The organism is Pseudomonas sp. B14(2017) (assembly GCF_002113255.1).
Classification (GTDB): domain Bacteria; phylum Pseudomonadota; class Gammaproteobacteria; order Pseudomonadales; family Pseudomonadaceae; genus Aquipseudomonas; species Aquipseudomonas putida_Z.
The window spans coordinates 86,669-113,643 of the sequence record NZ_NEJY01000015.1 but is presented as its reverse complement, the minus strand read 5'-3'; the positions used below and the strand labels follow the sequence as shown (position 1 = coordinate 113,643).

At 65.0% G+C, this 26,975-nt stretch carries 24 protein-coding genes; 13 read left to right on the top strand and 11 right to left on the bottom strand.

From position 1 onward, the window contains the following. Positions 1–88 precede the first annotated feature (88 nt). The 9 genes from CAG34_RS16940 (at position 89) to CAG34_RS16900 (ending at position 10,349) form a co-directional block, all read left to right on the top strand. Positions 89–1,771, top strand: coding sequence for an NAD(P)/FAD-dependent oxidoreductase (locus CAG34_RS16940; protein WP_013970572.1), 1,683 nt, complete (start codon positions 89–91; stop codon positions 1,769–1,771). 14 nt (positions 1,772–1,785) lie between these two features. Next, positions 1,786–2,580, top strand: a complete 795-nt coding sequence (locus CAG34_RS16935; RefSeq protein WP_085591374.1) for a carbon-nitrogen hydrolase family protein — start codon at positions 1,786–1,788, stop codon at positions 2,578–2,580. A 144-nt stretch (positions 2,581–2,724) separates the two neighbouring features. Beyond that, entirely contained in the window at positions 2,725–5,025 is a 2,301-nt protein-coding gene (pqqF, locus tag CAG34_RS16930) for a pyrroloquinoline quinone biosynthesis protein PqqF (protein WP_085591371.1), read from the top strand. Between the two features lie 158 nt (positions 5,026–5,183). Beyond that, the gene (pqqA, locus tag CAG34_RS16925) at positions 5,184–5,255 is read left to right on the top strand and encodes a pyrroloquinoline quinone precursor peptide PqqA (RefSeq protein ID WP_003243383.1); all 72 of its coding nucleotides are present in this window, start codon (positions 5,184–5,186) and stop codon (positions 5,253–5,255) included. A 78-nt stretch (positions 5,256–5,333) separates the two neighbouring features. Continuing rightward, entirely contained in the window at positions 5,334–6,245 is a 912-nt protein-coding gene (gene pqqB, locus CAG34_RS16920; protein ID WP_024086143.1) for a pyrroloquinoline quinone biosynthesis protein PqqB, read from the top strand. Between the two features lie 155 nt (positions 6,246–6,400). After that, on the top strand, positions 6,401–7,156 hold the full coding sequence (gene pqqC / locus CAG34_RS16915; RefSeq protein ID WP_085591369.1) for a pyrroloquinoline-quinone synthase PqqC: 756 nt from the start codon (positions 6,401–6,403) through the stop codon (positions 7,154–7,156). Then, entirely contained in the window at positions 7,153–7,428 is a 276-nt protein-coding gene (pqqD, locus tag CAG34_RS16910) for a pyrroloquinoline quinone biosynthesis peptide chaperone PqqD (protein ID WP_004375207.1), read from the top strand. The genes pqqC and pqqD overlap by 4 nt, the downstream gene beginning before the upstream one ends. After that, complete coding sequence (gene pqqE, locus CAG34_RS16905; protein ID WP_025337440.1) at positions 7,400–8,560, top strand: pyrroloquinoline quinone biosynthesis protein PqqE; 1,161 nt, start codon at positions 7,400–7,402, stop codon at positions 8,558–8,560. The genes pqqD and pqqE overlap by 29 nt, the downstream gene beginning before the upstream one ends. Then, entirely contained in the window at positions 8,526–10,349 is a 1,824-nt protein-coding gene (locus tag CAG34_RS16900; RefSeq protein WP_085591367.1) for a S9 family peptidase, read from the top strand. Before pqqE ends, CAG34_RS16900 begins: the two co-directional genes overlap by 35 nt. A gap of 132 nt (positions 10,350–10,481) precedes the next feature. On the opposite strand, the gene CAG34_RS16895 is transcribed toward CAG34_RS16900, so the two are convergent. Continuing rightward, positions 10,482–10,640 (bottom strand): YqaE/Pmp3 family membrane protein, encoded by a 159-nt coding sequence (locus CAG34_RS16895; protein WP_009681539.1) that lies wholly within the window; start codon positions 10,638–10,640, stop codon positions 10,482–10,484. A gap of 153 nt (positions 10,641–10,793) precedes the next feature. Then, on the bottom strand, positions 10,794–12,074 hold the full coding sequence (locus CAG34_RS16890; RefSeq protein ID WP_085591364.1) for an aspartate aminotransferase family protein: 1,281 nt from the start codon (positions 12,072–12,074) through the stop codon (positions 10,794–10,796). Between the two features lie 209 nt (positions 12,075–12,283). Between CAG34_RS16890 and CAG34_RS16885 the strand changes: the two genes are divergently transcribed. Continuing rightward, entirely contained in the window at positions 12,284–13,207 is a 924-nt protein-coding gene (locus CAG34_RS16885) for a LysR family transcriptional regulator (RefSeq protein ID WP_004375209.1), read from the top strand. A gap of 320 nt (positions 13,208–13,527) precedes the next feature. On the opposite strand, the gene CAG34_RS16880 is transcribed toward CAG34_RS16885, so the two are convergent. From CAG34_RS16880 to bioB, 9 genes are all read right to left on the bottom strand, one after another. Continuing rightward, complete coding sequence (locus tag CAG34_RS16880) at positions 13,528–15,306, bottom strand: acyl-CoA dehydrogenase C-terminal domain-containing protein (RefSeq protein WP_085591362.1); 1,779 nt, start codon at positions 15,304–15,306, stop codon at positions 13,528–13,530. A gap of 123 nt (positions 15,307–15,429) precedes the next feature. After that, positions 15,430–16,713, bottom strand: a complete 1,284-nt coding sequence (locus tag CAG34_RS16875) for a diguanylate cyclase (RefSeq protein ID WP_025337436.1) — start codon at positions 16,711–16,713, stop codon at positions 15,430–15,432. Positions 16,714–17,009: 296 nt separating this feature from the next. After that, the gene (locus CAG34_RS16870; RefSeq protein ID WP_025337435.1) at positions 17,010–18,815 is read right to left on the bottom strand and encodes a phenylacyl-CoA dehydrogenase; all 1,806 of its coding nucleotides are present in this window, start codon (positions 18,813–18,815) and stop codon (positions 17,010–17,012) included. A 290-nt stretch (positions 18,816–19,105) separates the two neighbouring features. Continuing rightward, on the bottom strand, positions 19,106–19,402 hold the full coding sequence (locus CAG34_RS16865; RefSeq protein ID WP_003258614.1) for a hypothetical protein: 297 nt from the start codon (positions 19,400–19,402) through the stop codon (positions 19,106–19,108). A gap of 230 nt (positions 19,403–19,632) precedes the next feature. Then, a complete protein-coding gene (bioD, locus tag CAG34_RS16860; RefSeq protein WP_085591360.1) occupies positions 19,633–20,313 on the bottom strand; it encodes a dethiobiotin synthase in 681 nt (226 codons plus the stop codon). 10 nt (positions 20,314–20,323) lie between these two features. Continuing rightward, on the bottom strand, positions 20,324–21,142 hold the full coding sequence (gene bioC, locus CAG34_RS16855) for a malonyl-ACP O-methyltransferase BioC (protein WP_075044392.1): 819 nt from the start codon (positions 21,140–21,142) through the stop codon (positions 20,324–20,326). Beyond that, positions 21,135–21,866 (bottom strand): alpha/beta fold hydrolase, encoded by a 732-nt coding sequence (locus CAG34_RS16850; RefSeq protein WP_054573687.1) that lies wholly within the window; start codon positions 21,864–21,866, stop codon positions 21,135–21,137. The genes bioC and CAG34_RS16850 overlap by 8 nt, the downstream gene beginning before the upstream one ends. Then, positions 21,859–23,031, bottom strand: a complete 1,173-nt coding sequence (gene bioF, locus CAG34_RS16845) for an 8-amino-7-oxononanoate synthase (protein WP_085591358.1) — start codon at positions 23,029–23,031, stop codon at positions 21,859–21,861. Before bioF ends, CAG34_RS16850 begins: the two co-directional genes overlap by 8 nt. Before the next feature lies 1 nt (position 23,032). After that, positions 23,033–24,091: a biotin synthase BioB gene (gene bioB, locus CAG34_RS16840; protein WP_013970556.1), complete on the bottom strand. Its 1,059-nt coding sequence runs from the start codon at positions 24,089–24,091 to the stop codon at positions 23,033–23,035. Between the two features lie 89 nt (positions 24,092–24,180). On the opposite strand from bioB, the gene CAG34_RS16835 reads away from it, so the two are divergent. The 3 genes from CAG34_RS16835 to CAG34_RS16825 all read left to right on the top strand — a co-directional run bounded on the left by CAG34_RS16835 (position 24,181) and on the right by CAG34_RS16825 (position 26,971). Next, positions 24,181–24,912 (top strand): ComF family protein, encoded by a 732-nt coding sequence (locus tag CAG34_RS16835; protein ID WP_085591356.1) that lies wholly within the window; start codon positions 24,181–24,183, stop codon positions 24,910–24,912. Between the two features lie 157 nt (positions 24,913–25,069). Further along, the gene (locus CAG34_RS16830) at positions 25,070–25,834 is read left to right on the top strand and encodes a TOBE domain-containing protein (RefSeq protein ID WP_085591354.1); all 765 of its coding nucleotides are present in this window, start codon (positions 25,070–25,072) and stop codon (positions 25,832–25,834) included. 162 nt (positions 25,835–25,996) lie between these two features. Beyond that, entirely contained in the window at positions 25,997–26,971 is a 975-nt protein-coding gene (locus CAG34_RS16825) for a serine/threonine protein kinase (RefSeq protein ID WP_075044386.1), read from the top strand. The last annotated feature ends 4 nt before the right edge of the window (positions 26,972–26,975 follow it).

The window sequence follows — 26,975 nt, the reverse complement described above, 5'->3', positions numbered from 1 at the left end:
ACGAACACCCCACTCCCTAAAATGGCCCCCAGGCATCTCCTATACTCAGGCTCCGCCCGCTGCGCAGCCTCTCTGGCAAGGTCACTTCATGAACAAGAAAAACCGCCACCCCGCCGATGGTAAAAAACCGGTCACCATCTTCGGCCCGGACTTCCCCTTCGCCTTCGACGACTGGCTGGAACACCCCGCAGGCCTGGGCAGCATCCCGGCCGAGCGTCATGGTGAGGAAGTGGCAATCGTGGGCGCCGGTATCGCCGGCCTGGTGGCGGCCTACGAGCTGATGAAGCTGGGCCTCAAGCCGGTGGTGTACGAAGCATCCAAGCTGGGTGGCCGGCTGCGCTCGCAAACCTTCAACGGCACCGACGGGATCATCGCCGAACTGGGTGGCATGCGCTTCCCGGTGTCATCCACTGCCTTCTACCACTACGTGGACAAGCTGGGCCTGGAGACCAAACCGTTCCCCAACCCGCTGACCCCGGCCTCGGGCAGCACGGTGATCGACCTGGAAGGCCAGACCTACTACGCCGAAAAACCCACCGACCTGCCCAAGCTGTTCCACGAAGTGGCCGATGCCTGGGCCGACGCGCTGGAAAGCGGTGCCCGGTTCGCCGACATCCAGCAGGCCATCCGCGACCGTGACGTACCGCGCCTGAAAGAGCTGTGGAACAAGCTGGTACCGCTGTGGGACGACCGCACCTTCTACGACTTCGTCGCCACCTCGCGCTCGTTCGCCCAGCTGAGCTTCCAGCACCGCGAAGTGTTCGGCCAGGTCGGCTTCGGCACCGGCGGCTGGGACTCGGACTTCCCCAACTCGATGCTGGAAATCTTCCGCGTGGTGATGACCAACTGCGACGACCACCAACACCTGGTGGTCGGCGGTGTGGAGCAGGTACCGCAAGGCATCTGGCGCCATGTACCGGAGCGCTGCGTGCATTGGCCGGAAGGCACCAGCCTGAGCGGGCTGCATGGCGGCGCACCGCGTACCGGGGTCAAGCGCATCGCCCGCGCCGCCGATGGCCGCCTGGCGGTCACCGACAACTGGGGCGACACCCGTCACTACAGTGCCGTGCTCGCCACCTGCCAGACCTGGCTGCTGACCACCCAGATCGACTGCGAGGAATCGCTGTTCTCGCAAAAGATGTGGATGGCCCTGGACCGCACCCGCTACATGCAGTCGTCGAAGACCTTCGTCATGGTCGACCGGCCGTTCTGGAAGGACAAGGACCCGGAAACCGGCCGCGACCTGATGAGCATGACCCTCACCGATCGCCTCACCCGTGGCACCTACCTGTTCGACAACGGTGACGACAAGCCGGGGGTGATCTGCCTGTCCTACTCGTGGATGAGCGACGCGCTGAAGATGCTGCCGCACCCGGTGGAAAAACGCGTGCAACTGGCCCTGGACGCACTGAAGAAGATCTACCCGAAGACCGACATCGCCGGGCACATCATCGGCGACCCGATCACCGTTTCCTGGGAGGCCGACCCGCACTTCCTCGGCGCCTTCAAGGGCGCGCTGCCTGGGCACTACCGCTACAACCAGCGCATGTACGCGCACTTCATGCAGCAGGACATGCCTGCCGAGCAGCGCGGCATGTTCATCGCCGGTGACGACGTGTCGTGGACGCCGGCCTGGGTAGAAGGCGCGGTACAGACATCGCTGAATGCGGTGTGGGGTATCATGAATCACTTCGGTGGCCGCACCCACCCGGACAACCCCGGACCAGGCGATGTGTTCGACGAAATCGGCCCGATCGCCCTGCCGGACTGAGACAAGGAGGCAGCATGCGCATCGCTCTGTTCCAGGGCGCACCCAAGCCACTGGACGTGCCCGGCAACCTGCAACGGTTGCGCCACCAGGCGCAACTGGCGGCCGAACGCGGCGCCAGTTTGCTGGTGTGCCCGGAGATGTTCCTGACCGGCTACAACATCGGCCTGGCCCAGGTCGAGCGCCTGGCCGAGGCCGTCGATGGCCCGGCGGCCATGGAGGTGGTGGAGATCGCCCAGGCGCACCGCATCGCCATCGTCTATGGCTACCCGGAGCTCGGTGATGATGGCGCCATCTACAACAGCGTGCAGTTGATCGATGCGCACGGCCGCAGCCTGAGCAACTATCGCAAGACCCACCTGTTCGGCGAGCTGGACCGCTCGATGTTCAGCGCAGGTTCCGATCACTTCCCGGTGGTGGAGCTGGATGGCTGGAAGGTCGGCCTACTGATCTGCTACGACATCGAGTTCCCGGAGAATGCCCGGCGCCTGGCGCTGGACGGCGCCGAGCTGATCCTGGTGCCGACTGCGAACATGTCGCCGTACGACTTCATCTGCCAGGTGACCGTGAGGGCGCGGGCGCAGGAGAACCAGTGCTACCTGGTGTATGCCAACTACTGCGGCTCGGAAGGCGAGATCCAGTATTGCGGGCAGAGCAGCATCATCGGCCCGGATGGCAGCCTGCTGGCCATGGCCGGGCGGGACGAATGCCAGTTGCTGGCGGAGCTGGAGCATGAGCGGGTGGTACAGGGGCGCGGGGCGTTTCCTTACCTCACCGATTTGCGCCAGGAGTTGCATCTGCGTAAGGACTGATGGCCCTTTCGCGGGCACGCCCGCTCCCACAGGGTCTGCGCTGCCTTTCATACCTGTGCCATTCCTGTGGGAGCGGGCGTGCCCGCGAAGAGGCCGGGCCTGCAAACAAATGGGTTAGCATGGACAGCAGTTACCGGAGCCCCCATGCCTGACGCCACCCGCCACCTCACCCTCGCCAACGGCCTGCAGCTGACCCTGCGCCACGCCCCGCGCCTGAAGCGCTCGGCCGCCGCCCTGCGGGTGCACGCGGGCAGTCACGACGCGCCGACCAATTGGCCCGGCCTGGCCCACTTTCTGGAGCACCTGTTCTTCCTCGGCACCTCGCGCTTCCCTCTGGACGACGGCCTGATGCGCTACGTGCAGGCCTACGGCGGCCAGGTCAATGCCAGCACTCGCGAACGCACCACCGACTTCTTCTTCGAGGTCCCGCCCAGCGCCCTGACCGGGGGGCTGGAGCGCCTGTGCCAGATGTTGGCCGAGCCAGACCTGGGCATCGAGCGCCAACGCCGCGAACGCGAAGTAATCCATGCCGAGTTCATTGCCTGGTCGCGCAGCCCTCAGGCCCAGCAGCAGTTCGCCTTGCTGCAATCGGCAGCGCCCGGCCATCCATTGGGCGCTTTTCATGCCGGTAACCGGCACACCCTGGCCTTGCAGGATCCTACCTTCCAGCAAGCGCTCGGTGGCTTTCACCAGCGCTTCTACCAAGGCGGCCAGGTCACTCTGAGCCTGTGCGGCCCGCAATCGCTGGATGAACTGGAATTGCTGGGCCGGCAGCATGCCAAGCTGTTCGCAACGGGTGAACGGGTGCCACAAGCTCTGCCACCGCCTTTATCGGCGACCGACACGCACCTGCTGTTCAGCCACGAGAACCTGCCGGCAGGTGCCGAGCAGGCCCTTGAGTTGCTCATCGCCTGCCTCGGCGATAGCCGCCCGGGCACCTGGCTGCATGCGCTTCGCCAGCGTGGCTGGCTGCAAGGTTTCAAGGCCGAGGCGATGTATGCCTTCGCCGGGCAGTTGCTGTGGCACATTGACCTGAAGCTGAGCGAGGACGCCTGCCCAGAGGAAGCCGATGCCCTGTTGCAGGGCTGGTTCGGCTTCATCCGCCAGGCCGCCCCTGAGCAATTGAGTACCGAATTCGAGCTGCTGCAGCAAAGCCGCGAACGCAGCGCCAGCGCGCTTGAGCTGGCCCGCCGGGACAGCGCCGGCCAGCCGTTCGCCGGTTTGGACACACAAGGCTTGCAGGCGCTCCGTGCCCTGCTGGAAGGCCTGCCGGCCCGCGAACATGGGCATTGGCAACTGCCCGCTGTCGACACCTTGCTCCTGGCCGACTTGCCTGATGCCAGGCCGCAGCCGCTGCCAGCGGCACTGAAGGTCAGCGACCAGCTGCCTGGCGCCCGTCAGTACGCGGCGCTGTACCTGCGCTGGCATGTCCCGTCCCTCTTGCGCCAGCGCCTGCATGCGCTGCTCGACCGCGCCTTGCACCCCCTGCAGGAGCGCTGCGAGCGCGTATCGGTGCAGTTGCAGTTCAGTACCGCTGGCGAATATTGGCAACTGCGCTGCGCCGGGCTGCCGGCAGCGGTATTGCGCACTGTGGAACAGGCCTTGGCACTGATGCTCAAGCCCCCGGCAGGAAGCTGGCTGCCGAGTTCGACGCAGCCTCCGGCACTGATCCCCATCCGGGCCCTGCTCAAGCAGCTGCCCGACGCCGTGCTGGGCGCCGCGCCTGCACCTGCTCCGGCCTGCACCCTGGCACAGACGCATCTCGACAGCCTGTGGCAGCAAGCACGCTGGCACGGCCTGGCTGCCGGCTTCGACGATGCCGCCCTGAACGCATTGGGCACCGTGCTGCAGCACTGCCCTGGCCAAGGCTCGGCGCCTGGCCCTCTGCCCGCCTGGGCCAACCACCGTTGGCAACATGCCGAAGTACCTGGCAGTGAGCATGCCCTGCTGCTGTTCTGCCCACTGCCGGCGGCCATGGAGGCCACTGGCCGCCTGCTCGCCCAGTTGCTGCAAGGGCCGGTTTACCAACGGCTGCGGGTAGAACTGCAACTCGGCTATGCGGTATTCAGTACCTTTCGTCAGGTCGAGGGGGTCGGCGGCCTGCTGTTCGGGGTCCAGTCGCCTCATGCCAGCCAGGTACAGATCCTCGACCACCTGCTCACCTTGCTGCGCCAGGGCGTCACCCTGGCCCCTGCCGCTGGTCAGGCCCTGGCCGGGCAATTCGATGAACCGGCGATGGGCAACGCCGAAGTCGCCGAATGGGCGTGGCAGACGTTCCTGGCCACACAACCCGGCAGGCTGGATGCACTGCACAGGTCTATCCTGAAAACGCGGCAGACGGATCTGGACCAGTTGCTGAGCCACTTGCTCGATACAGGCTCCACTTGGCTATGCCTTGCCAACGCTGCCGCACCAGATGCTTCCTGGCTGGGTACAACCCCATGATTGTTACGAAAACCGCAACGGAGTTTTCGAATAATTAACCTTTCGGTACAAATTTTTCTTGTAAGATAGCGCAATCCCAGCCATGGGAACCTCCAGCCAATGGCGGTACCCAAGTAGTAGCTGACAAACCCACCCCCTCATCCGGAAGGAGTAATTCCATGTGGACCAAACCTGCATACACTGATCTGCGCATCGGCTTCGAAGTCACCATGTACTTCGCCAACCGCTAAGCCCGGCTTACGGTTCAACGCCTCGGCCTGCCGGGGCGTTTTCGTTTTTTCGCTACGGTTTCTGCAGAGAGAGTGGCCATGTACATCCAGGTTCTCGGTTCCGCCGCCGGCGGCGGGTTCCCACAGTGGAACTGCAACTGCGTCAACTGCAAGGGCTTGCGTGACGGCACCCTGCGGGCCACGCCACGCACCCAGTCGTCCATCGCCCTGTCCGACGACGGCGTGCACTGGGTGCTGTGCAATGCCTCGCCCGATATTCGCGCCCAGCTCCAGGCCTTTGCGCCGATGCAGCCGGCCCGCGCCCTGCGCGACACCGGCATCAACGCCATCATCCTGCTGGACAGCCAGATCGACCACACCACCGGCCTGCTCAGCCTGCGCGAAGGCTGCCCGCACCAAGTGTGGTGCACCGACATGGTTCACCAGGACCTGACCACCGGCTTCCCGCTGTTCAACATGCTCAGCCACTGGAACGGCGGCCTGCAGTGGAACCGCATCGAGCTGGAAGGCAGCTTCGTCATCGACGCCTGCCCCAACCTGCGCTTCACCCCGTTCCCCCTGCGCAGCGCCGCGCCGCCCTACTCGCCGCACCGCTTCGACCCGCACCCGGGCGACAACCTTGGCCTGCTGGTCGAGGACACCCGCACCGGCGGCAAGCTGTTCTACGCCCCGGGCCTGGGCCAGGTGGACGACAAGCTGCTGACGATGATGCACGGCGCCGACTGCCTGCTGGTCGACGGCACCCTGTGGGAAGATGATGAAATGCAGCGCCGTGGCGTGGGCACCCGCACCGGCCGCGAGATGGGCCACCTGGCGCAGAACGGCCCCGGCGGCATGCTGGAGGTGCTGGATGGCTTCCCGCGCCAGCGCAAGGTACTTATCCACATCAACAACACCAACCCGATTCTCGACGAAGACTCGCCCGAGCGTGCCGAAGTGCTGCGCCGGGGTGTGGAAGTGGCCTTTGATGGCATGAGTATCGAGTTGTAAAAAGGTCTGCGAGTTACACAACCCCCTGTGGGAGCGGGCATGCCCGCGAAAAATCCAACACGGTGTATGGCACCGGCTTCGCCGGTGTTCGCGGGCATGCCCGCTCCCACAGGGGGCGAGGTGAGCCCAGACTCAGCTATACAGGAGCCAGCCGAATGAGCGACGCACTGCCAATGTCCCCTGCCGAATTCGAGCAGGCCCTGCGCGCCAAGGGCGCCTACTATCACATTCATCACCCGTACCACGTGGCGATGTACCAGGGTCGCGCCACCCGCGAACAGATCCAGGGCTGGGTAGCCAACCGCTTCTACTACCAGGTCAACATCCCGATGAAGGATGCCGCGATCCTGGCCAACTGCCCGGACCGCGAAGTGCGCCGCGAGTGGATCCAGCGCCTGCTCGACCACGATGGCGCGCCCGGCGAGGACGGTGGTATCGAAGCCTGGCTGCGCCTGGGCCAGGCCGTGGGCCTGGACCCGGACCAGCTGCGCTCCCAGGAGCTGGTACTGCCCGGTGTGCGCTTTGCCGTGGACGCCTACGTCAACTTCGCCCGCCGGGCCAGTTGGCAGGAAGCGGCCAGCAGCTCGCTGACCGAGCTGTTCGCCCCGCAGATCCACCAGTCGCGCCTGGACAGCTGGCCGCAGCACTACCCGTGGATCGACCCGGCCGGCTACGAATACTTCCGCACCCGCCTGGGCCAGGCCCGGCGTGACGTGGAGCACGGCCTGGCGATTACCTTGCAGCACTACACCACCCGCGCGGGACAGGAGCGTATGCTGGAGATACTGCAGTTCAAGCTGGACATTCTCTGGAGCATGCTCGACGCCATGAGCATGGCCTACGAGCTGAACCGCCCGCCCTATCACTCCGTCACCCAGGAACGGGTGTGGCACAAAGGGATCGCCCTATGAGTTTCGACCGTAATCAAGTGCCAGCCTGGCGCCCCGGCTATCGCTTCCAGTACGAGCCGGCGCAAAAGGGCCATGTGCTGCTGTACCCCGAGGGCATGATCAAGCTCAACGACAGCGCGGCCCTGATCGGTGGCCTGATCGACGGCCAACGCGACGTTGCCGCGATCATCAGCGAACTCGAACAACAGTTCCCCGGTGTCCCGGAAGTGGCCGATGACATCGAGCAGTTCATGGAGGTGGCCCGTGCCGAACACTGGATCGTCCTCGCCTGAGTTACCGCCCACGCCCGCAGTCGGCCTGCCACTGTGGCTGTTGGCCGAGCTGACCTATCGTTGCCCGCTGCAGTGTCCGTACTGCTCCAACCCGCTGGACTTCGCCGCCCAGGGCCAGGAGCTGAGCACCGCGCAATGGTTCAAGGTGATGGCCGAAGCCCGGGAAATGGGTGCCGCGCAAATCGGCTTTTCCGGCGGAGAACCGCTGGTACGCCAAGACCTCGCCGAACTGATCGGCGAGGCCCGCCGGCTGGGCTACTACACCAACCTGATCACCTCGGGCATCGGCCTGACCGAAGCGCGCATCGCCGACTTCAAGAAAGCCGGCCTGGACCATATCCAGATCAGCTTCCAGGCCAGTGACGAGCAGGTCAACAACCTGCTGGCCGGCTCGAAGAAGGCCTTCGCGCAAAAGCTGGAAATGGCCCGTGCGGTAAAGGCCCATGGCTACCCGATGGTGCTCAACTTCGTCACCCACCGGCACAACATCGACAAGATCGACCGCATCATCGAGCTGTGCATCGCCCTGGAAGCCGACTTCGTCGAGCTTGCCACCTGCCAGTTCTACGGCTGGGCCCACCTCAACCGGCTGGGCCTGCTGCCGACCCGCGCGCAGCTGGAACGGGCCGAACGCATCACCAACGAGTACCGGGACAAGCTCAAGGCCGAGGGCAACCCGTGCAAGCTGATCTTCGTTACCCCGGACTACTACGAGGAGCGCCCCAAGGCCTGCATGAATGGCTGGGGCAGCCTGTTCCTCACCATCACCCCGGACGGCACCGCCCTGCCCTGCCACGGCGCGCGCCAGCTGCCGGTGCAGTTCCCCAACGTGCGCGACCACGACCTGCACCACATCTGGTACGACTCGTTCGGCTTCAACCGCTTCCGCGGCTATGAGTGGATGCCCGAACCCTGCCGTTCCTGCGACGAGAAGGAAAAGGACTTCGGCGGCTGCCGCTGCCAGGCCTTCATGCTCACCGGCGATGCCAGCAACGCCGACCCGGTGTGCGCCAAGTCGGCCGACCACGGCATCATCCTCAAGGCCCGCGAGGAGGCGGAAAGCGCCCAGCTCACCATTGAAGAGATGACCTTCCGCAATGAACGAAACTCCCGTGTCATCGTCCGCGGCTGAGTTCAGCGCGGCCCAGGCAGTTGCCGCCGGCACCGACTTCGCCGAACTCAAGGTCAGCGCCGCGGGGCTGTTCTGGAACGAGTTTCGCCCGGCCGATGGTGCCTGTCGCATCTGGCACTGGCAGCACCAGCAGGCCCGCTGCCTGACCCCCGATGGCTTCAGCGTGCGTAGCCGGGTGTACGAATACGGCGGTGGCAGTTTTTGCCTGGGTGGTGACGGGCTACTGTTCGTCAACGAAAAGGACCAGCAGGTCTATACCCAGGACCTGGAAGGCGCGGTACCACGTGCCCTGACCGATGATGCCAGCTGCCGCTACGGCGATGTGCAGTGGCACGACGGCCTGGTGCTGGCGGTCGAGGAGCAGCATGGCGAACGGGTCGAGCATCGCTTGGTCGCCCTGGGTGAACGAGCCCGCGAAGCGCTCGCCGAGGGTGCCGACTTCTATGCCTCGCCTACGGTGAGTACCGACGGCCAGCGCCTGGCGTGGGTCGAATGGGACCGCCCGGCACAACCCTGGACCGTCACCAGGCTGATGTGCCGCACACGTGATGCAAGTGGCCACTGGGGGCCCGCGCAATGTGTGGCCGGCGCTGACGAATCGCTGCAGCAGCCGCGCTTCGATAGCGAAGGCCGACTCTTCTGCCTGTCTGACCGCAATGGCTTCTGGCAACCCTGGGGCGAGATCGATGGCTGCTGGCAGGCCCTGCCTGCCGAGCCCGCGGACCACGCTGCGGCGCCCTGGCAACTGGGCGCCAGCACCTGGTTGCCACTGGGACAGCAAAGCTATCTGGCCAGCTGGTTCGAAGACGGCTTCGGGCAACTGGGGCTGCGTACTGCCGATGGCCGCCTGGAGCGTTTCGCCAGCGCCTACACGCGTTTTCGCAGCCTGGCCATGGATGCCGAACACCTGTACGCGATTGCCGCCTCGCCGATCAGCCCGCCGGCGGTCATCGCCATCGCCCGTAGCAACCACGAGGTCAGCGTATTGGCTGGTGGCGCCGAAATGCTGCCGGCAAGGCATATCAGCCTGCCGCAGTCGATCCACTACGGCAGTGACGGCCACCGCGCCCATGGCTTCTTCTACCCGGCAGCCCGCTCGCAAGGGGCCGCGCCGCTGGTGGTGTTCATCCACGGCGGGCCGACTTCGGCCTGTTATCCCGTGCTCGACCCGCGCATCCAGTACTGGACCCAACGCGGCTTCGCCGTCGCCGACCTGAACTACCGGGGCAGCACCGGCTATGGCCGTGAATACCGCCAGGCCTTGCATCTGCGCTGGGGTGAAAGCGATGTGGCCGATGCTTGCGCGGCGGTGGAACACCTGGCCGGACGTGGGCTGGTCGACAGCCGCAAGGCGTTCATCCGCGGCGGTAGCGCGGGCGGCTACACCACACTGTGCGCCCTGGCATTCCATGATGTGTTCCGCGCCGGCGCCAGCCTGTACGGGGTCAGCGACCCGGTTGCCCTGGGCCGGGCCACCCACAAGTTCGAAGGGGACTACCTGGACTGGCTGATCGGCGACCCGCTGCAGGATGCCGAGCGCTATCGCCAGCGTACGCCGCTGCTGCATGCGGGGCAGATCAAGGTGCCGGTGATCTTCTTCCAGGGCGAACTGGATGCGGTGGTGGTGCCGGAGCAGACGCGGTCGATGCTGGCGGCATTGCAGGCTAACGGGATAGAGGCCGAAGGGCACTTCTATGCGGGGGAGCGTCATGGGTTCCGCAAGGCGGAGAACCTGGCGCATGCCTTGGAAGAAGAGTGGAAGTTCTATTGCCGGGTGTTGGAGGGCTGAGATTCTGGGGCCGCTTTGCGGCCCATCGCGACACAAGGCCGCTCCTACAGGGATCGGACAAGCCCGAATGTGGCGCTGTACCTGTAGGGGCGGCCTTGTGTCGCGATGGGCTGCAAAGCAGCCCCAAAAATCTCAGCGCTTGGCGATGATATACACCGCATGCACGATCCCCGGAATGTACCCCAGCAAGGTCAGCAAGATATTCAGCCAGAACGCCCCGCCAAACCCCACCTGCAGGAACACGCCCAGCGGTGGCAGGATGATGGCGATGATGATGCGTATAAAGTCCATGCGAGTCTCTCCTGAAGGGGTTACATCAGAGACTAGCCGCCCGCCACAGAGGTTCAACAGGCAAAAAAAAACGCCCCGGGCCGAATGAATCAGGCCAAGGGCGATGCGCAGGAACGCCAGACGGTTCGTAGAATTCTCGATGTCACCAGGCCGCTAGGCTGGCATTTCGCGGCGGGCCTGCTGCTGGGCGTGCAGGCGGGCAAAGGCACGGGCCAGGCGCAGCAGCATTTCGTCGATGTTGCCCTTGCTCACGGTCAGCGCTGGCGAAAAACGCACCACATCCGCCTGCGGTGCGTTGAGCAGCAGGCCTTCGTGCAGGGCAGCCGCCACCAGCTCGCGGGCCAGGTTTTCTTTCATCTGCAGGGCCCACAGCAGGCCTTGCCCGCGCACTTCGCCCTGGCCATAACGCCCGGCCAGCCGGCTCAGGCCTTCACGCAGGTGGCGGCCGTTGTCCTGTACCTGAACGAAGAAGCCAGGCTCCAGCACGGTATCCAGCACGGCCAGGCCGGCGGCGCACATCAGCGCGTTGCCATGGTGGCTGCCTTCCAGTTCGCCAGGCTCGGCGCAGCACGCCGTGCCCCGGGCCAGCAAGGCCGCCAGCGGCACGCCACCGCCCAGGCCCTTGCCCAGGGTGATGATGTCGGCGCGCACGCCGTAGGTTTCCTCGGCCAGCAGCGCGCCACAGCGGCCGATGCCGGTCTGCACCTCGTCGAGGATCAGCAGGATGCCCAGTTCGCGGCACAGCGTTTCCACACCCTTGAGGTATTCCTGCGTGGCCGGGATGACACCTGCCTCGCCCTGGATCGGCTCGAGCATGATCGCCACGGTGCGCGAGTCCACCTCGGCGTGCAGCGCCGCCAGGTCATTGAACGGCACCTTGCTGAAGCCCGGCAGGCCCGGCTCGCAGCGGTTGCATGGCAGCGGGTCGGACGCCGACAACGCGCCCAGGCTGCGGCCATGGCAGGCCTGGCTGGCGGTAATGATGTGATAGGCGCCGTTGCGGTGCAGTTGGCCCCACTTGCGCGCCAGCTTGATCGCACCTTCGCAGGCTTCGGCACCGCTGTTGAGCAGGTAGGCCTGGTCGCTGCCGGTGCTCTGGCACAGGCGGTTGACCAGCCCCAGCAGGCCACGGCTGTGGAAGCCCGAGCCCGGGTTGATCAGCGCCTGGGCCTGGTTGCCCAGCGCCTTCACCAGCACACTGGGGCTGTGGCCCAGGCTGTTGACTGCACCACCCTGGGTGAAGTCCAGGTAAGCATGCCCTTCGTTGTCCCACAACCAGGAGCCCTGGCCACGCACGAACACCTGCGCTGCGCGTTCGGTGCTGGGCATCAGGCGCTCACGCGACAGCTGCGGCGCTTCCGGCACGATCACCGGCGCACGCTTGGGCTCGGCGACGGCGGCAGGGGCCGGGCGGCGCAGGTTGAACAGGTTCATCAGGGCTCCAACCAATCACGACAGGGGCGGCCACGGTGCGGTCTGGGTGCCGGCACTCGATATTTTGCCTTGCCTATCAAAAGTGTTTTTCATCCGGGGTAACAATCGACCGATTCATCGCTGTAACCCATTGGAATACGGCGATAGACTAGGCCTCGCCAGGGTTTTCGACCATTTCGTTTTTCCAGCATTTTCGATAAGTATCACTTATGGATTTCCGCCAACTGCGTTATTTCGTCGCGGTGTATGAAGAAGGCCACGTGGGCCGCGCCGCCGAGCGCCTGTCGCTGTCCCAGCCAGCGCTTTCCCAGCAGATCCGCCAGCTGGAGCACAGCCTCGACCTGAGCCTGTTCGAACGCAGCAACAAGCGGCTGCTGCCGACTCTGGCCGCCCATACCCTGTACAACCACGCCCTGCCGCTGCTCGACGGCCTGCAGCGAGCCCACGAGGCCATGCGCAACTTCAAGGGCCAGTCGCTGCGTACTTTGGCCATCGGCGTGCTGCAGACCGTGCGACCGAGCCTGGTGCCGCAGCTGCTCGAACGCCTGCGCAGGGCACAGCCGCACCTTGTGGTGCAGATCTACGAATTGTCGGGGCTGGAGATCGAACGGCGCTTGCTCAATGGCAGCCTGGACATCGGTATCAGCTACCTGCCGCCACGCCAGCCGGGGCTGCATGGTCTGCTGCTGTACGAAGATGAGCTGCAACTGGTCATCCCCGCTACCCACCCGTTGAAGGACTTCAAGAAGGTGTCCATCCGCCAGGCCGCCGAGCTGCCCATGCTGATGCTGGGCGAGGAGTTCCAGATCCGCCAGATCTGGCAGGCGCAGCTGGCCAGCCAGGGGCGTCGGCCGCAGGTGCAGGCAGAGATGAACAACATGGCGGGGATTCTCGACAGCCTGGCCCATACCGCGCTGGCCACCATCCTGCCGGGGCGGGCCAAGGAGGCCGCCGAGGATGACCAGGGGCTGCTGTGGAAGCCGTTGAGCGAGCCGCGGGTACCGCTGAAGGTTGGCTTGGTGTTCCGCGATGCCCAGCGCCAGCAGGCCTCTGTGGAGCTGCTGCGCACGCTGCTGGAGGAAGAGACGGACGCCCGCCTGTTGGGGGCATCACCGCTGGATGTGCTGGGCTGAAAAACACGCGCACAAAGAAAACCCCGCCGAAGCGGGGTTTTCCAGACTGTTTCCCTGTGACATCCGTATCGCCCCGCCATCCTGGCAGGTGGTCCTTCGTCGTCATCCTTGATCTGTCCTTTGCGCTTCCTGCGCAACGTCCATGTGGTAAAGAATAACCGTGGATCCAATCTGAGAACAGTGGTGAAAAGTCACCACGTTGTGTAGGAAAAAGCTTACACGGCAGGTGCCACAGGGGAACGCATAGCCATTCGAGCTTGCGCGGTACCTGTGGGAGCGGCCTTGTGTCGCGATGGGCTGCGCAGCAGCCCCCAAATCTGTCAGAACTGCTCGGCATCCAGCAGGTACAACGACTCACTCCCCGCCTTCACCGAAGCCACCAGCGAATCCACCCGCGGCAGCAACCGCGCAAAGTAGAACCGCGCCGTACCCAGCTTGCCCGCATAGAACGCTTCATCCCCCTCACCCGCCTTCGCCGCCCGCGCCATCAATGCCCACATGTAGGCATAGGCGACATAACCAAAGGCATGCAGGTACTCGACAGAAGCCGCGCCAATCTCGTTCGGGTTGCCCTTGGCCTGTTCCAGCACCCACTCGGTCAGCCCGTCGAGCTGATCGAGATAGGCAGCCAACGGCTTGGCAAATTCCTCCAGCTCGCTACCCGCGCTGGCAATGAACTGGCGAATCTCGTCGGAGAACAGCCGGTAGTACGCCCCACCACTGGCCACCACCTTGCGCCCCATCAGGTCGAGGGCCTGGATGCCGTTGGTGCCTTCGTAGATCTGCGTAATACGCACATCGCGCACCAGTTGCTCCTGCCCCCATTCGCGAATGTAGCCATGCCCGCCGAACACCTGCTGGCCGTGCACCGCGCACTCCAGGCCCAGGTCGGTGAGGAAGGCCTTGGCCACCGGCGTCAGCAGTGCCACCAGCTCTTCGCTGCGCTTGCGCACGGCGGGGTCTTGGCTGTACTTGGCACTGTCCAGCTGCATGGCCACGTAGCTGGAGAAGGCACGGCCACCCTCGATCAGCGCCTTCATGGTCAGCAGCATGCGGCGCACGTCCGGGTGGACGATGATCGGGTCAGCGGCCTTGTCCTTGGCTTGCGGCCCGGTCGGGGCGCGGCTTTGCAGGCGGTCGCGGGCATACTCCACGGCGTTCTGGTAGGAGCGCTCGGCCGAAGCCAGGCCCTGGATACCAACACCCAGGCGCTCGTAGTTCATCATGGTGAACATGGCCGCCAGGCCCTTGTTCGGCTCACCGACGATATAGCCGACCGCTTCGTCGAAGTTCATCACGCAAGTGGCCGAGGCCTGGATGCCCATCTTGTGCTCGATCGAGCCACAGGTGGCCGGGTTGCGCGCACCCAGGCTGCCGTCTTCATTGACCAGGAACTTCGGCACCAGGAACAGCGAAATACCTTTCGGCCCCGCCGGTGCGTCCGGCAGCTTGGCCAGCACCAGGTGGATGATGTTCTCGGTCAGGTCGTGCTCGCCGCCGGTGATGAAGATCTTGGTCCCGCTGACCTTGTAGCTGCCGTCGGCCTGGGGCTCGGCCTTGGTGCGGATGATGCCCAGGTCGGTACCGGCATGCGGCTCGGTCAGGCACATGGAACCGGCCCACACGCCGGCGTACATGTTCGGCAGGTACTTTTCCTTCAGCGCATCACTGGCGTGGGCATTGATCGACAGGCAGGCGCCAGCAGTCAGCATCGGGTACAGGCCGAAGGACAGGCTGGAGGCGTTGACCATTTCCTCGACCTGGGCCGAGATGACCTTGGGCATGCCCATGCCGCCGAACAGCGGGTCGCCGCCCACGCCCACCCAACCGCCTTCGGCGTAGGTGTTGTAGGCCTCGATGAAACCGGCCGGTGTGCGCACTACGCCGTTGTCCCAGTGGCAGCCCTCTTCATCTGCGGCGCGGCTGAGCGGCGCAATGGATCTGGCAGTGACCTTGCCGGCTTCTTCCAGCACCGCCATGGCCGTGTCGGCATCGACAACCTCGGCCAGCCCGGGCAACTGCGCCCACTGCTCGGCCACGTTGAAGACTTCATTCAGTACGAAGCGCATGTCGCGCAGGGGCGCTTTATATTCAGCCATGACAACCTCTCGCTAGTCGGGTCGGGGCGGTCTCGGGGAACCGCGACACTGGGTTGCAGGCAGTGTAACCGAACAACTTTTACGAGACATAGGGTCATCACTAGACCGTATAGTCTATTTCGGTCACGCCGTGCGCACTGCCCCTCGCTGCGATTGTTGCCCATGCACCATGACACAATTGCGCCCCGCGCCCTTGGCGCTGTACAGCGCCTGGTCGGCGGATTTCAGCACGGCTTCGGGGTTACGATGATCGGCCTGGCGCTCGGCCACGCCGATGCTGATGGTGACCGACACCGTGCCGCCACTGCTGCCCGCCCGCCGCTGGCGTCCGGTGGTATCGTCCTGCGGGCGGTTGTGCTGGTCGCGCAGGTGCATCACGTAATTGGCGATCACTTCGCGCACGGCCTCCACGTGCGGCACGCATTCCTCGGCGGTCTTGCCAGCAAACACGAGGGCGAATTCCTCGCCGCCATAGCGGTAGGCGCGGCCACCCCCGGTGACCTTGGACAGGCGGCTGGCGACCAGGCGCAGCACCTGGTCGCCAACGTCGTGGCCGTGGGTGTCGTTGAATTTCTTGAAGTGGTCGACATCGGTCATGGCGATCACATAGTTGCGCCCCAGGCGCTGCATGCGCTCGTTCAGCGCACGGCGCCCCGGCAGGCCGGTCAGCTCGTCGCGGAAGGCCATCTGGTAGGCCTCGTGCGCCACCGCTGCGGCGATCATCAGCATCACCTGGCTGCACATGATGTTCAGGGTGAACGGCAGGATGAAGGTTTGCGGCAGCATCCAGAAGATGCCCAGCAGGCCCATCACCTGCGCAGCGTGCAGCGGCCGTGGCGCACGCAGGTATTGCACCACCAGCAGGATGAATACGCCGAGGAACAGCGGGTAGACCATCTGGATCAGACTCATCCACTGGCCATGCAAGGTTGGCCAGCGAATTTCGGCCAACCAGGTCAGCAGCGCTTCGGGGTAGCTTTGCTCCAGGGCCACTGCCACGCTGCCCACGGCAAACAGCACGGCGCCACGGGCGACCAGGTCCTGCAGCAGGTGGGTGCGCTCCTGCCAGGCACCATACAGCCCGAACAGGGTGGGCAGCAGCAGGCACACCAGGTGGAAGATCACCGCCGCGTCCTCGCGCACGCGGCCATGGTCACGGTAGAAGTCGGTCTGGGTGTCGAGCAGGTAGTAGGCGATGTACACCGTGAGCATCAGGAACAGCTCGCGCTGGCGACGGTACACCGCACAGTAGGCTCCGCCCAGTAGCAGGACCAAGGTGGGCAGGACGTTGAACAGCGATGTGAAAAAGACACTGAGGTCTCTCACATAGGCCGCGGCGAGGCCTGCCAGCAAAAGAATCAGCGAAGGCAGGAAGTGGCTCGCGCGAACAGCGTTAAAACGAAACAAGGGTAATCTCCAACCCGGCAGATCAATGGTGGCATTGTGCCCTTACTTCATCGGCAGTGCACATGAACAGTTGAATATGCGGATGGAATGAACAGGAAATTCCGGCGTGCACGCTATCTCTTGTGGGAGCGGGCATGCCCGCGAAACAGGCGACGCGGTGGCTGGCACCGGCTTTGCCGGTGTTCGCGGCGGTTCGACGCCTCGACACGCCCGATCCCACAGGAATTGCGCCCGCCCCAAAATGCAAAAACCCGCCTGCCGGTGAAGGCAGGCGGGTTTGGTTTACAGCGGCAGGATCAGTACGACAGGCCGAAGTGCTCTTCGTCCATCGCCATCAGGTTGTTGGCACCCGACAGCATGGTCGCCACGTGGGTACGGGTACGCGGCAGGATGCGCTGGAAGTAGAAGCGCGCGGTCTGCAGCTTGGCGGTGTAGAACGCTTCTTCGCTGGTGCCGGCAGCCAGTTTCTCGGCCGCCAGGCGGGCGATGTCGGCCCAGAAGTAGGCCAGGCAGGCGTAGCCGGAATACATCAGGTAATCGACCGAGGCCGCACCCACTTCTTCGCGGTCCTTCATGGCGGCCATACCCACTTTCATGGTCAGCTCGCCCCATTCCTTGTTCAGCGCCGCCAGCGGTTCGACGAACTCCTTGACCGCTTCGTTGCCTTCCTGCGCCTGGCAGAACTTGTGCACGATCTTGGTGAAGCCCTTCAGCGCTTCGCCCTGGGTCATCAGCACCTTGCGGCCGAGCAGGTCCAGGGCCTGGATGCCGGTGGTGCCTTCGTACAGCATGGAAATGCGGCTGTCGCGCACGTTCTGCTCCATGCCCCACTCGGCGATGAAGCCGTGGCCACCGTAGATCTGCACGCCATGGTTGGCGGCTTCGAAGCCGACCTCGGTCATGAACGCCTTGGCGATCGGGGTCAGGAACGCCAGCAGGGCATCGGCCTTCTTGCGCTCTTCTTCATCCTGGCTGTACTTGACGATGTCCACCTGCTTGGCAGTGAAGTACACCATCGCGCGGTTGCCTTCGGCGAAGGCCTTCATGGTCAGCAGCATGCGACGCACGTCCGGGTGGACGATGATCGGGTCAGCAGCCTTGTCCGGTGCTTTCGGGCCGGTCAGGGAGCGCATCTGCAGGCGCTCACGGGCGTACTTCAGGCCACCCTGGAACGCTACTTCGGCGTGGGCCAGGCCTTGCAGCGCGGTACCCAGGCGAGCGGTGTTCATGAAGGTGAACATGCAGTTCAGGCCTTTGTTGGCCGGGCCGATCAGGTAGCCGGTAGCGCCGTCGAAGTTCATCACGCAGGTGGCGTTGCCGTGGATACCCATCTTGTGTTCGATCGAGCCGCAGCTCACGCCGTTGCGCTCGCCCACACCGCCTTCGGCGTTGGGCAGGAACTTCGGCACGATGAACAGCGAGATGCCCTTGGTGCCAGCCGGTGCGTCCGGCAGGCGGGCCAGGACGATATGGACAATGTTGTCGGCCATGTCGTGCTCACCGGCCGAAATGAAGATCTTGGTGCCCGACACCTTGTAGCTGCCGTCTGCCTGTGGCTCGGCCTTGGTGCGCAGCATGCCCAGGTCGGTACCGCAGTGCGGCTCGGTCAGGCACATGGTGCCGGTCCACTCGCCGGATACCAGCTTGGTCAGGTAGGTGTGCTGCTGCTCGGCAGTACCGTGCGCAGAGATGGTGTTCATCGCGCCATGCGACAGGCCCGGGTACATGCCCCACGACCAGTTCGAACCGCCGACCATTTCGCTCAGGGCCAGGCCCAGCGACTCCGGCAGGCCCTGGCCGCCGTGCTCGACGTCATGCGCCAGGCTCGGCCAGCCGCCTTCGACGAACTGCTGGTAGGCCTCTTTGAAGCCGGTAGGGGTTTTCACGCCCGATTCGCTCCAGGTGCAACCTTCCTGGTCTCCCACGCGGTTCAGCGGCGACAGCACCTGCTCACAGAACTTCGCGCCTTCTTCGAGGATCGCGTCGACCATGTCGGGCGTGGCGTCCTGGCAACCCGGCAGGCTCTGATAGTGCGCCTCATAGCCGAGCAGCTCGTCGCGAACGAAGCGGATATCACGCAAGGGAGCTTTGTAATCAGGCATTGCGATGAACCTCTAGGTGAGTTCTGTGGGGTGACCCGCACTTGGCGGCCGTCGATCAAACAGTTGTTTGAAACTTACGTTTAGCTCCGCCTTATGTCAAGGATGGACTATGGTGCCATTTACGCCACGAAAAACGGCATTCATGCCAAGCCTTGAAAAATAAAGACGCCCCTGTGGGAGCGGGCGTGCCCGCGAAAGGGTCCGGCCAGGCAGTAGAGGTGCCTGATCTGACGCATTCGCGGGCACGCCCGCTCCCACAGGGGCTGCGTGTAAATCGGGTGAGCGCCCTGTCAGGCGTAGGTGTCGATGATCCGACCGAGCATTTCGTCGGATGCCTTGGCGACCTTTGCGCCAAGCTCGACTTCGAGTTTGCCCACGGCCAGCTGCACGGTGCTGGTGGCCAGGTCCATCTGCTGGCTGCGGTCGACCGCGCGCAGGCGTTCGGCCTGAAAATCGCTGGACTGGCTGGTGGCGCTACGTTCGGCGGTGGTGCTGGCGATCTGGCTGGCGGCCTGATCGACGCGGTTCTGGCCGGTCTGGATTGCGCTCAGGCCCGCGTAGTAGGCGGAGCTACCGGTGATTTCCATGTCAGGACTCCATTGACGCTGGATGACGAACAGGCCCAATTAAAGCAGGCCAGAGGTGAAAAGGCCCGTTTAAATCCCTAATGGCCTGGTGCCAGTTGATAGGCCTTAGGTATTCCTGTACCGGCCTCTTCGCTGGCTTGCCCGCTCCCACAGGGACCGCACAATACCTGAACCCTGCGCTGTACCTGTGGGAGCGGGCAAGCCCGCGAAAGGGCCAAGCCTGGAAACGGCTAATCCAGCAGATCCAGCTGAAGGTGTTCAGCCACCATGTCGGCACTGGCCTGCTTCAATTTGGGCACCCGCCCCAGGCATGGCGCCGGCAAACGCTCGGCCAGGCTGGCCAGGTTCTCTTCCAGGCGCGAAGTACGCGGCTCGATGATGTTCGCCACCCATCCCGCCAATTGCAGCCCGTCACGGGCAATCGCTTCGGCGCTGAGCAAGGCGTGGCTGATGCACCCCAGTCGCACCCCCACCACCAGGATCACCGGCAACTTCAAGGCAATGGCCAGATCGGACAAGTTGGCCTGCCCCGACAACGGCACGCGCCAGCCACCGGCCCCCTCGATCAGGGTGAAGTCGGCATTTTGTTGCAGCACTTTGCGCATCGCCGCTAACAGTTCCTGCACGGCAAGCGTTACTCCCGCCTCGCGCGCTGCCACATGGGGTGCGATAGCCGGTTCGAAGGCAAACGGGTTGACCTGTTCGTAGGGCAGCTTGATCGTGCTTTCATCGATCAGCGCCTGGGCGTCACTGTTGCGCAAGCCTTTCGGTGTCATCGTGCAACCGGAGGCCACCGGCTTGGCCCCCAGCGTGCTCATGCCCTGCAACCGTGCCGCATGCAACAGCCCGGCAGCGATGGTGGTCTTGCCAACATCGGTATCGGTACCGGCAATGAAATAGGCCTGGCTCATCTCGCTCCCCTTACACCTGTGGCTTGCGCAACAAACCATAGACCACCTGATAGGTGGCTGGCAGCCCCTCAGGCTGGCGAAATGCCTCATAAGCCTGCAGCAGGCCCTGCATGCGTGCCCGACCGGTAAGCCCGGAAGGCCGGCCAGGGTTCAGATTGTGGGCACCGAGGGCCTTGAGTTCATGGGTCAGGCTGCGTACATCCGGGTAGTGCAGCACGTGCGGGCAGCGCTGCAGCCCAAGCTGTTCGAAGCCGCTGGCTGCGCACAGGCGCTGATAGTCCTCGAAACGGCGGAAGCGGTTCACATGCACCAGGCCATCCACCGCCTGCCAACTGGCGCGCAGTTCATCGAGGGTACCCACACACAGGCTGCTGAAGGCCAGCACGCCGCCCGGGCGCAGCACTCGCAGCGCTTCTGCCAGCACGCTGGCGAACTGGTCGCACCACTGCACGGCCAGGCTGGTGAACACCAGGTCGACGCTGGCATCACGCAGCGGCAAACGCTCGGCGTCACCGGCCACGTGATAGAGCGCCCCGCCCTGTTCGTTGCGGGCATGGCACAACATGCCCTCGGCGATATCCACCGCCACACCGCTGGCCTGGGTGAAACGCTCGGCCAGCGCCCGGCTGAAATGGCCGGTGCCGCTACCCAGGTCCAGCCAGCGTGACGGCTGCAGGCCTTCCGGCAACTGCTCCAGCAAGCTCGAACCCACCGCGCGCTGCAAGGCTGCCACGCTATCGTAGCTGGCTGCGGCGCGGGAGAACGAGGCCGCTACCTGGCGCTTGTCGGGCAGCGCGCCGGGCAGGGTCGGACGGGAAAGGTCAGTCATCGCCACTCTCATGCAGGAAACTCTTGATGCCCGCCGCCAGTTCCTGCGGGTACTCCAGCAGGAACGCGTGGGAACTGTCTTCGACCAGGCCCACTTCCACATCGGGCAGCAGTTCGCTCAGCGCTTTTGCCGCCTCTGCCGGCACCAGCGCATCGCTGCCGGCGAACAGGTGCAACTGCGGGCCACCGTAGGCCTGCAATGCTTCGCGGGTGTCCAGCTTGGCCAGCACCTCAAGGCCGGTGGCCAGGTACAGTGGGTCGGTGTCCGGTACGCCGACACCCAGCTGGCGGAGCAGGGTGCGCGGTTGCAGGGCACCGTCGCTGCACAAGGTACGGAAGCGCTTCAGGGTGACCTGGGTATGGCTGCGGCAGCCGTCGAGGAAGGTGCCGAAAGTGTCTTCGGCCATGCCGTGGGGCCAGTCGGGGCGAGCCACGAAACTGGGGTTGCTGGCCAGGGTCAGCAGGCCACAGCAATGGTCGCCGCGCTTGTGCGCCAGCGCGCTGGCCAGCATGCCGCCTAACGACCAGCCGCCCAGCCAGACATCGCTCGGCAGCTTGCGGTCGAGGTGGTCGACCCAGGCCTGCACATCGCTGTGGGCCAGTTCCGGCAAGGGCATCAGCTCTACCTGCAGGCGGGCGTCCTGGGCACGCAGGCTGGCGGCCAGCGGCTCCAGAGAAGCAGTGCCCAGGCCCCAACCAGGCAACAGAACAAGTCGATTACGCATCGGCGCTCTCCAACTGTGGATAACACTCGGCCAATGCATTCAACAATAGCTGCACCTGCGCCTCGCTGTGCGCGGCGCTCAATGTCACCCGCAGGCGTGCGCTGCCCGCCGGCACGGTGGGCGGGCGGATGGCCGTCACCAGCAAGCCGCGCTCGCGCAGCATGCGTGACAGGCGCAGGGCCTGCGCGCTGTCACCGATGACGATCGGCTGGATCGGCGTCGGGCTGTCCATCAATGCCAGGCCGATCTGCTGCGCGCCTTCACGGAACTGGCGGATCAGCGCGGCCAGGTGCTCGCGGCGCCAGGCCTCGCGGCGCAGCAGTTCCAGGCTCTTGAGGGTGGCGCAGGCCAGCGCCGGTGGCTGGCTGGTGGTGTAGATGTACGGGCGGGCGAACTGCACCAGCGCCTCGATCAGCTCTTCGCTGCCGGCCACAAAGGCGCCAGCGGTACCACAGGCCTTGCCCAGCGTACCGATCAACACCGGCACATCTTCAACGCCCAGGCCGAAGTGCTCGACGATACCGCCACCCTGGGTGCCGAGGGTGCCCAGGCCATGGGCATCATCGACCATCAGCCAGGCACCGCGAGCGCGGGCGACATCGGCCAGCGCCGGCAGGTCGGCCAGGTCGCCGTCCATGCTGAACACGCCATCGGTCACTACCAGGGTATTGCCGACGGCCTTGTCCAGGCGGCTGGCCAGGCTGGCCGAATCGTTGTGCAGGTAGCGGTTGAAACGGGCGCCGCTGAGCAACCCGCCATCCAGCAGCGAAGCGTGGTTCAGGCGGTCCTGCAGCACCGTGTCGCCCTGCCCCACCAGCGCGGTGATGGCGCCCAGGTTGGCCATGTAGCCGGTGGAGAACAGCAGCGCGCGCGGGCGCCCGGTGAGTTCGGCCAAGGCCTCTTCCACCTGGTGGTGCGGCGTGCTGTGGCCGATCACCAGGTGCGAGGCACCGCCACCGACACCCCAGCGCTCGGCGCCGGCCTGCCAGGCGGCAATCACCTCGGGGTGGTTGGCCAGGCCCAGGTAGTCATTGCTGCAGAAGGCCAGCAAACGCTGGCCATCGACCACCACTTCCGGCCCCTGCGGGCTTTCCAGCAGTGGCCGCTGCCGATACAGGTCTGCGGCGCGCCGTTCGGCCAGGCGCGCTGCCAGGTCGAAGGCCATTTCAGGCTGTCGCGGCGTTGTAGAACATCTCGCTGCTGCGCTGCTCGACCAGCGCCTGCTCGATGGCCGCCTGGTGCACTTCGTCGGCGTGCTCTTCACGCGCTTCGGGCTTGATGCCCAGGCGTGCGAACAGCTGCATGTCCTTGTCGGCCTGCGGGTTGGCGGTGGTCAGCAGTTTTTCGCCGTAGAAGATCGAGTTGGCGCCAGCCATGAAGGCCAGGGCCTGCATCTGCTCGTTCATCTGCTCGCGGCCGGCGGACAGGCGCACGTGCGACTTGGGCATGAGGATACGGGCCACGGCCAGCATGCGGATGAAGTCGAACGGGTCGACGTCCTCTTCCTCGGCCAGCGGCGTGCCGGCCACCTTGACCAGCATGTTGATCGGCACCGACTCCGGGTGTTCGGGCAGGTTGGCCAGCTGGATCAGCAGGCCGGCGCGGTCGTCCAGCGACTCGCCCATGCCGAGGATGCCGCCGGAGCAGATCTTCATCCCGGCATCGCGCACGTAGGCCAGGGTCTGCAGACGCTCGCTGTAGGTGCGGGTGGTGATGATGCTGCCGTAGAACTCCGGCGAGGTGTCGAGGTTGTGGTTGTAGTAGTCCAGGCCGGCCTGGGCCAGGGCCTTGGTCTGTTCCTGGTCAAGCTTGCCGAGGGTCATGCAGGTTTCCAGGCCCATGGCCTTCACGCCTTTGACCATCTCCAGCACGTAGGGCATGTCTTTGGCCGACGGGTGCTTCCACGCCGCGCCCATGCAGAAGCGGGTAGAACCGATGGCTTTGGCGCGGGCGGCTTCTTCCAGCACCTTCTGCACTTCCATCAGCTTCTGTTTTTCCAGCCCGGTGTTGTAGTGGCCGGACTGTGGACAATATTTGCAATCTTCCGGGCAGGCGCCGGTCTTGATCGACAGCAGGGTCGAAACCTGCACGCGGTTCGGGTCGAAATGCGCGCGGTGCACGGTCTGCGCCTGGAACAGCAGGTCATTGAACGGTTGCTGGAACAGCGCCTTGACCTCGGCCAGGGACCAGTCGTGACGTGTTGTTGCAGTTGTGCTGGCGCTCATTGGCGTTTCCTTGTTTAGGCTGAAGCAGGCGCCGGGACAGGAAAGCCCGCCAGCGCATCACGGATAGCTCGCATAGTCATGGAAGGCCTATGAACTGTCAACCACACTGGAAAAGACTGGTTTACAAGTGCTCACTTATTAACCAATCATGTTTACTGTGCGATGAACCTGCCGAGCAGGCCTACCCGCTGTGTGTCGCCTGCGAGCAGGAACTGCCCTGGCTGGGCGATCATTGCCTGCGCTGCGCCCTGCCGTTGCCCATGGCCGGCCTGACTTGCGCCCAGTGCCAGCGCCGCGCACCGGCCTTCGAGCAGGTGCTTGCACTGTGGCATTTCGGCTTTCCGGTGGACACGCTGATCAGCCGTTTCAAGCACAACCGCCAGTGGCCCTTGGGACGCCTGATGGCCGAATTGCTCGCGCATGGGCTGCTGCACCGCTTTACCGAAGGGCTGCCGCGCCCCGACCTGTTGTTGCCTGTACCCTTGGCCAGACGTCGACTACGGGAGCGGGGGTTCAACCAGGCGGGGATGCTCGGGCGCTGGCTGTCGTCGCACGTGGGGGTACGTTGCGACGAGCGGCTACTGTTGCGTACACGGGAGACACCTGCGCAGCAACAACTGGACGCCAAGGCCAGGCGACGCAACTTGCGCCTGGCGTTTACCGTCACGGGCAAGCTGACGGGCAAGCATGTCGCCATTGTCGATGACGTGTTGACCACCGGTGCGACCGCGCAGGCGGTTGCCCAAGTGCTGCGCAAGGCCGGTGCGCGGCGGGTGGATGTGTATTGCCTGGCGCGCACGCCCAAGCCGGGGTATGTATGACGTGTGGGAGCGGCCTTGTGTCGCGAAAGGGGTGCGTAGCAGCCCCAGCGATTTTTGCCGTGGCAGAGATCCTGGGGCTGCTACGCAGCCCTTTCGCGACACAAGGCCGCTCCCACACAAGCTACACTTCGCTGCCACTTACAATGACCGAATGCCCATGTCCCTGCCCCCCCACCTCACCCAGCACATCGCCCGCCGCCCCCAGCGCATCGCGCTGCTGCAGCACATTGCCGAAGAAGGTTCGATCACCCGCGCCGCCAAGGCTGCGGGCATCAGCTACAAGGCCGCCTGGGACGCCATCGACGAACTCAACAACCTGGCCAGCCAGCCCCTCGTCGAGCGCAGTACCGGCGGGCGTGGCGGCGGTGGTGCCCGTCTGTCGCCAGAAGGCCAGCGGGTTCTGCGCCTGTATCAGAGGCTGCAGGCCCTTCAGGCGCAAATCCTCGAAGCGGCCGAGGAGTCCAGCGACCTCGACCTGCTCGGCCGGCTGATGCTGCGTACCAGTGCGCGCAACCAGTTGCAGGGCCAGGTCAGCGGCCTGCGCCGCGAGGGACGGCATGATCGCGTCAGCCTGGCGTTGGGCGGAGGGTTGGAGATCGAGGCGCTGATCACCCACGACAGCACCGCACGGCTGGAGCTGACGCTGGGGACGACGGTAGTGGCGCTGCTCAAGGCGGGGTGGGTGAGGTTGCTGGCCGACGAGGAACAGGCCGAAGCGGGGAGTAATTGCCTGCGGGCGACGGTGGAGGAGGTACTAGCGGAGGCTGATGGGCCTGGTGAGGTCCGGTTGGCGTTGGGGAATGGGCAGACGTTGTGTGCGTTTGCCGAGACGGATTGGTTGGCTGGGCAGCGGGTGGCAGCAGGCAGTTCGGTGCGGGTTCAATTTCATCCCTCTTATGTATTGCTTGGGATTCCTGCATAGCCTGGCCGCGCTTTGCGCGGTTCGCGGGCTTGCCCGCTCCCACAGGTGCATCGTTTCCCTGGTGGCCGCGCTGTCCATGTGGGAGCGGGTTTACCCGCGAAGAGGCCGGTACAGGCATAACGCGCTACCATGGCCCCCACGCCGCCTACCCCCGGAGCCACCATGTCCCACCCCTTCGACACCCTCACCCCCGACCTGGTCCTGGACGCCGTGGAAAGCCTGGGCTTTCTCAGCGATGCCCGGGTGCTGGCGCTGAACAGCTACGAAAACCGCGTCTACCAGGTGGGCATCGAGGGCGCGCAACCGCTGATCGCCAAGTTCTACCGCCCAGGCCGCTGGAGCGACGCGGCCATCCTCGAAGAGCACAGCTTCACCGCCGAACTGGCCGACTGCGAAGTGCCGGTGGTCGCCCCGCTGCAGCACGACGGCCGCACCCTGTTCGAACACCAGGGCTTCCGCTTCACCCTGTTCCCCCGCCGCGGCGGCCACGCGCCAGAGCCGGGCAACCTCGACCAGCTCTACCGCCTCGGCCAGTTGCTCGGCCGCCTGCACGCCGTGGGCGCCAGCAAACCGTTCGAGCACCGCGAAGCGCTGGCTGTGGACAACTTCGGCCATGCATCGCTGAATACCCTGCTGGAAGGCGACTTCGTCCCCCGCGAACTGCTGCCTGCGTTCGAATCGGTGGCGCGCGACCTGCTCAAGCGGGTGGAGGACATCTATGCCCGCACGCCGCACCAGCTCATCCGTCTGCATGGCGACCTGCACCCCGGCAACCTGATGCACCGCGACGAGGTGTACCACGTGGTCGACCTCGACGACTGCCGCATGGGCCCGGCGGTGCAGGACCTGTGGATGATGCTGGCCGGCAGCCGCGAGGAGCGCCTGGGGCAACTGGCCGAACTGATCGACGGCTACAACGAGTTCCACGACTTCGACCCGCGCGAGCTGGCCCTGATCGAGCCCCTGCGCGCCCTGCGCCAGCTGCACTACAGCGCCTGGCTGGCGCGGCGCTGGGACGACCCGGCATTCCCGCCGAGCTTCCCCTGGTTCGGCCAGCCACGCTACTGGGGAGACCAGATTCTCGCCCTGCGCGAGCAAATGGCCGCACTGGATGAAGCGCCGCTGAAATTGTTCTAGAAGC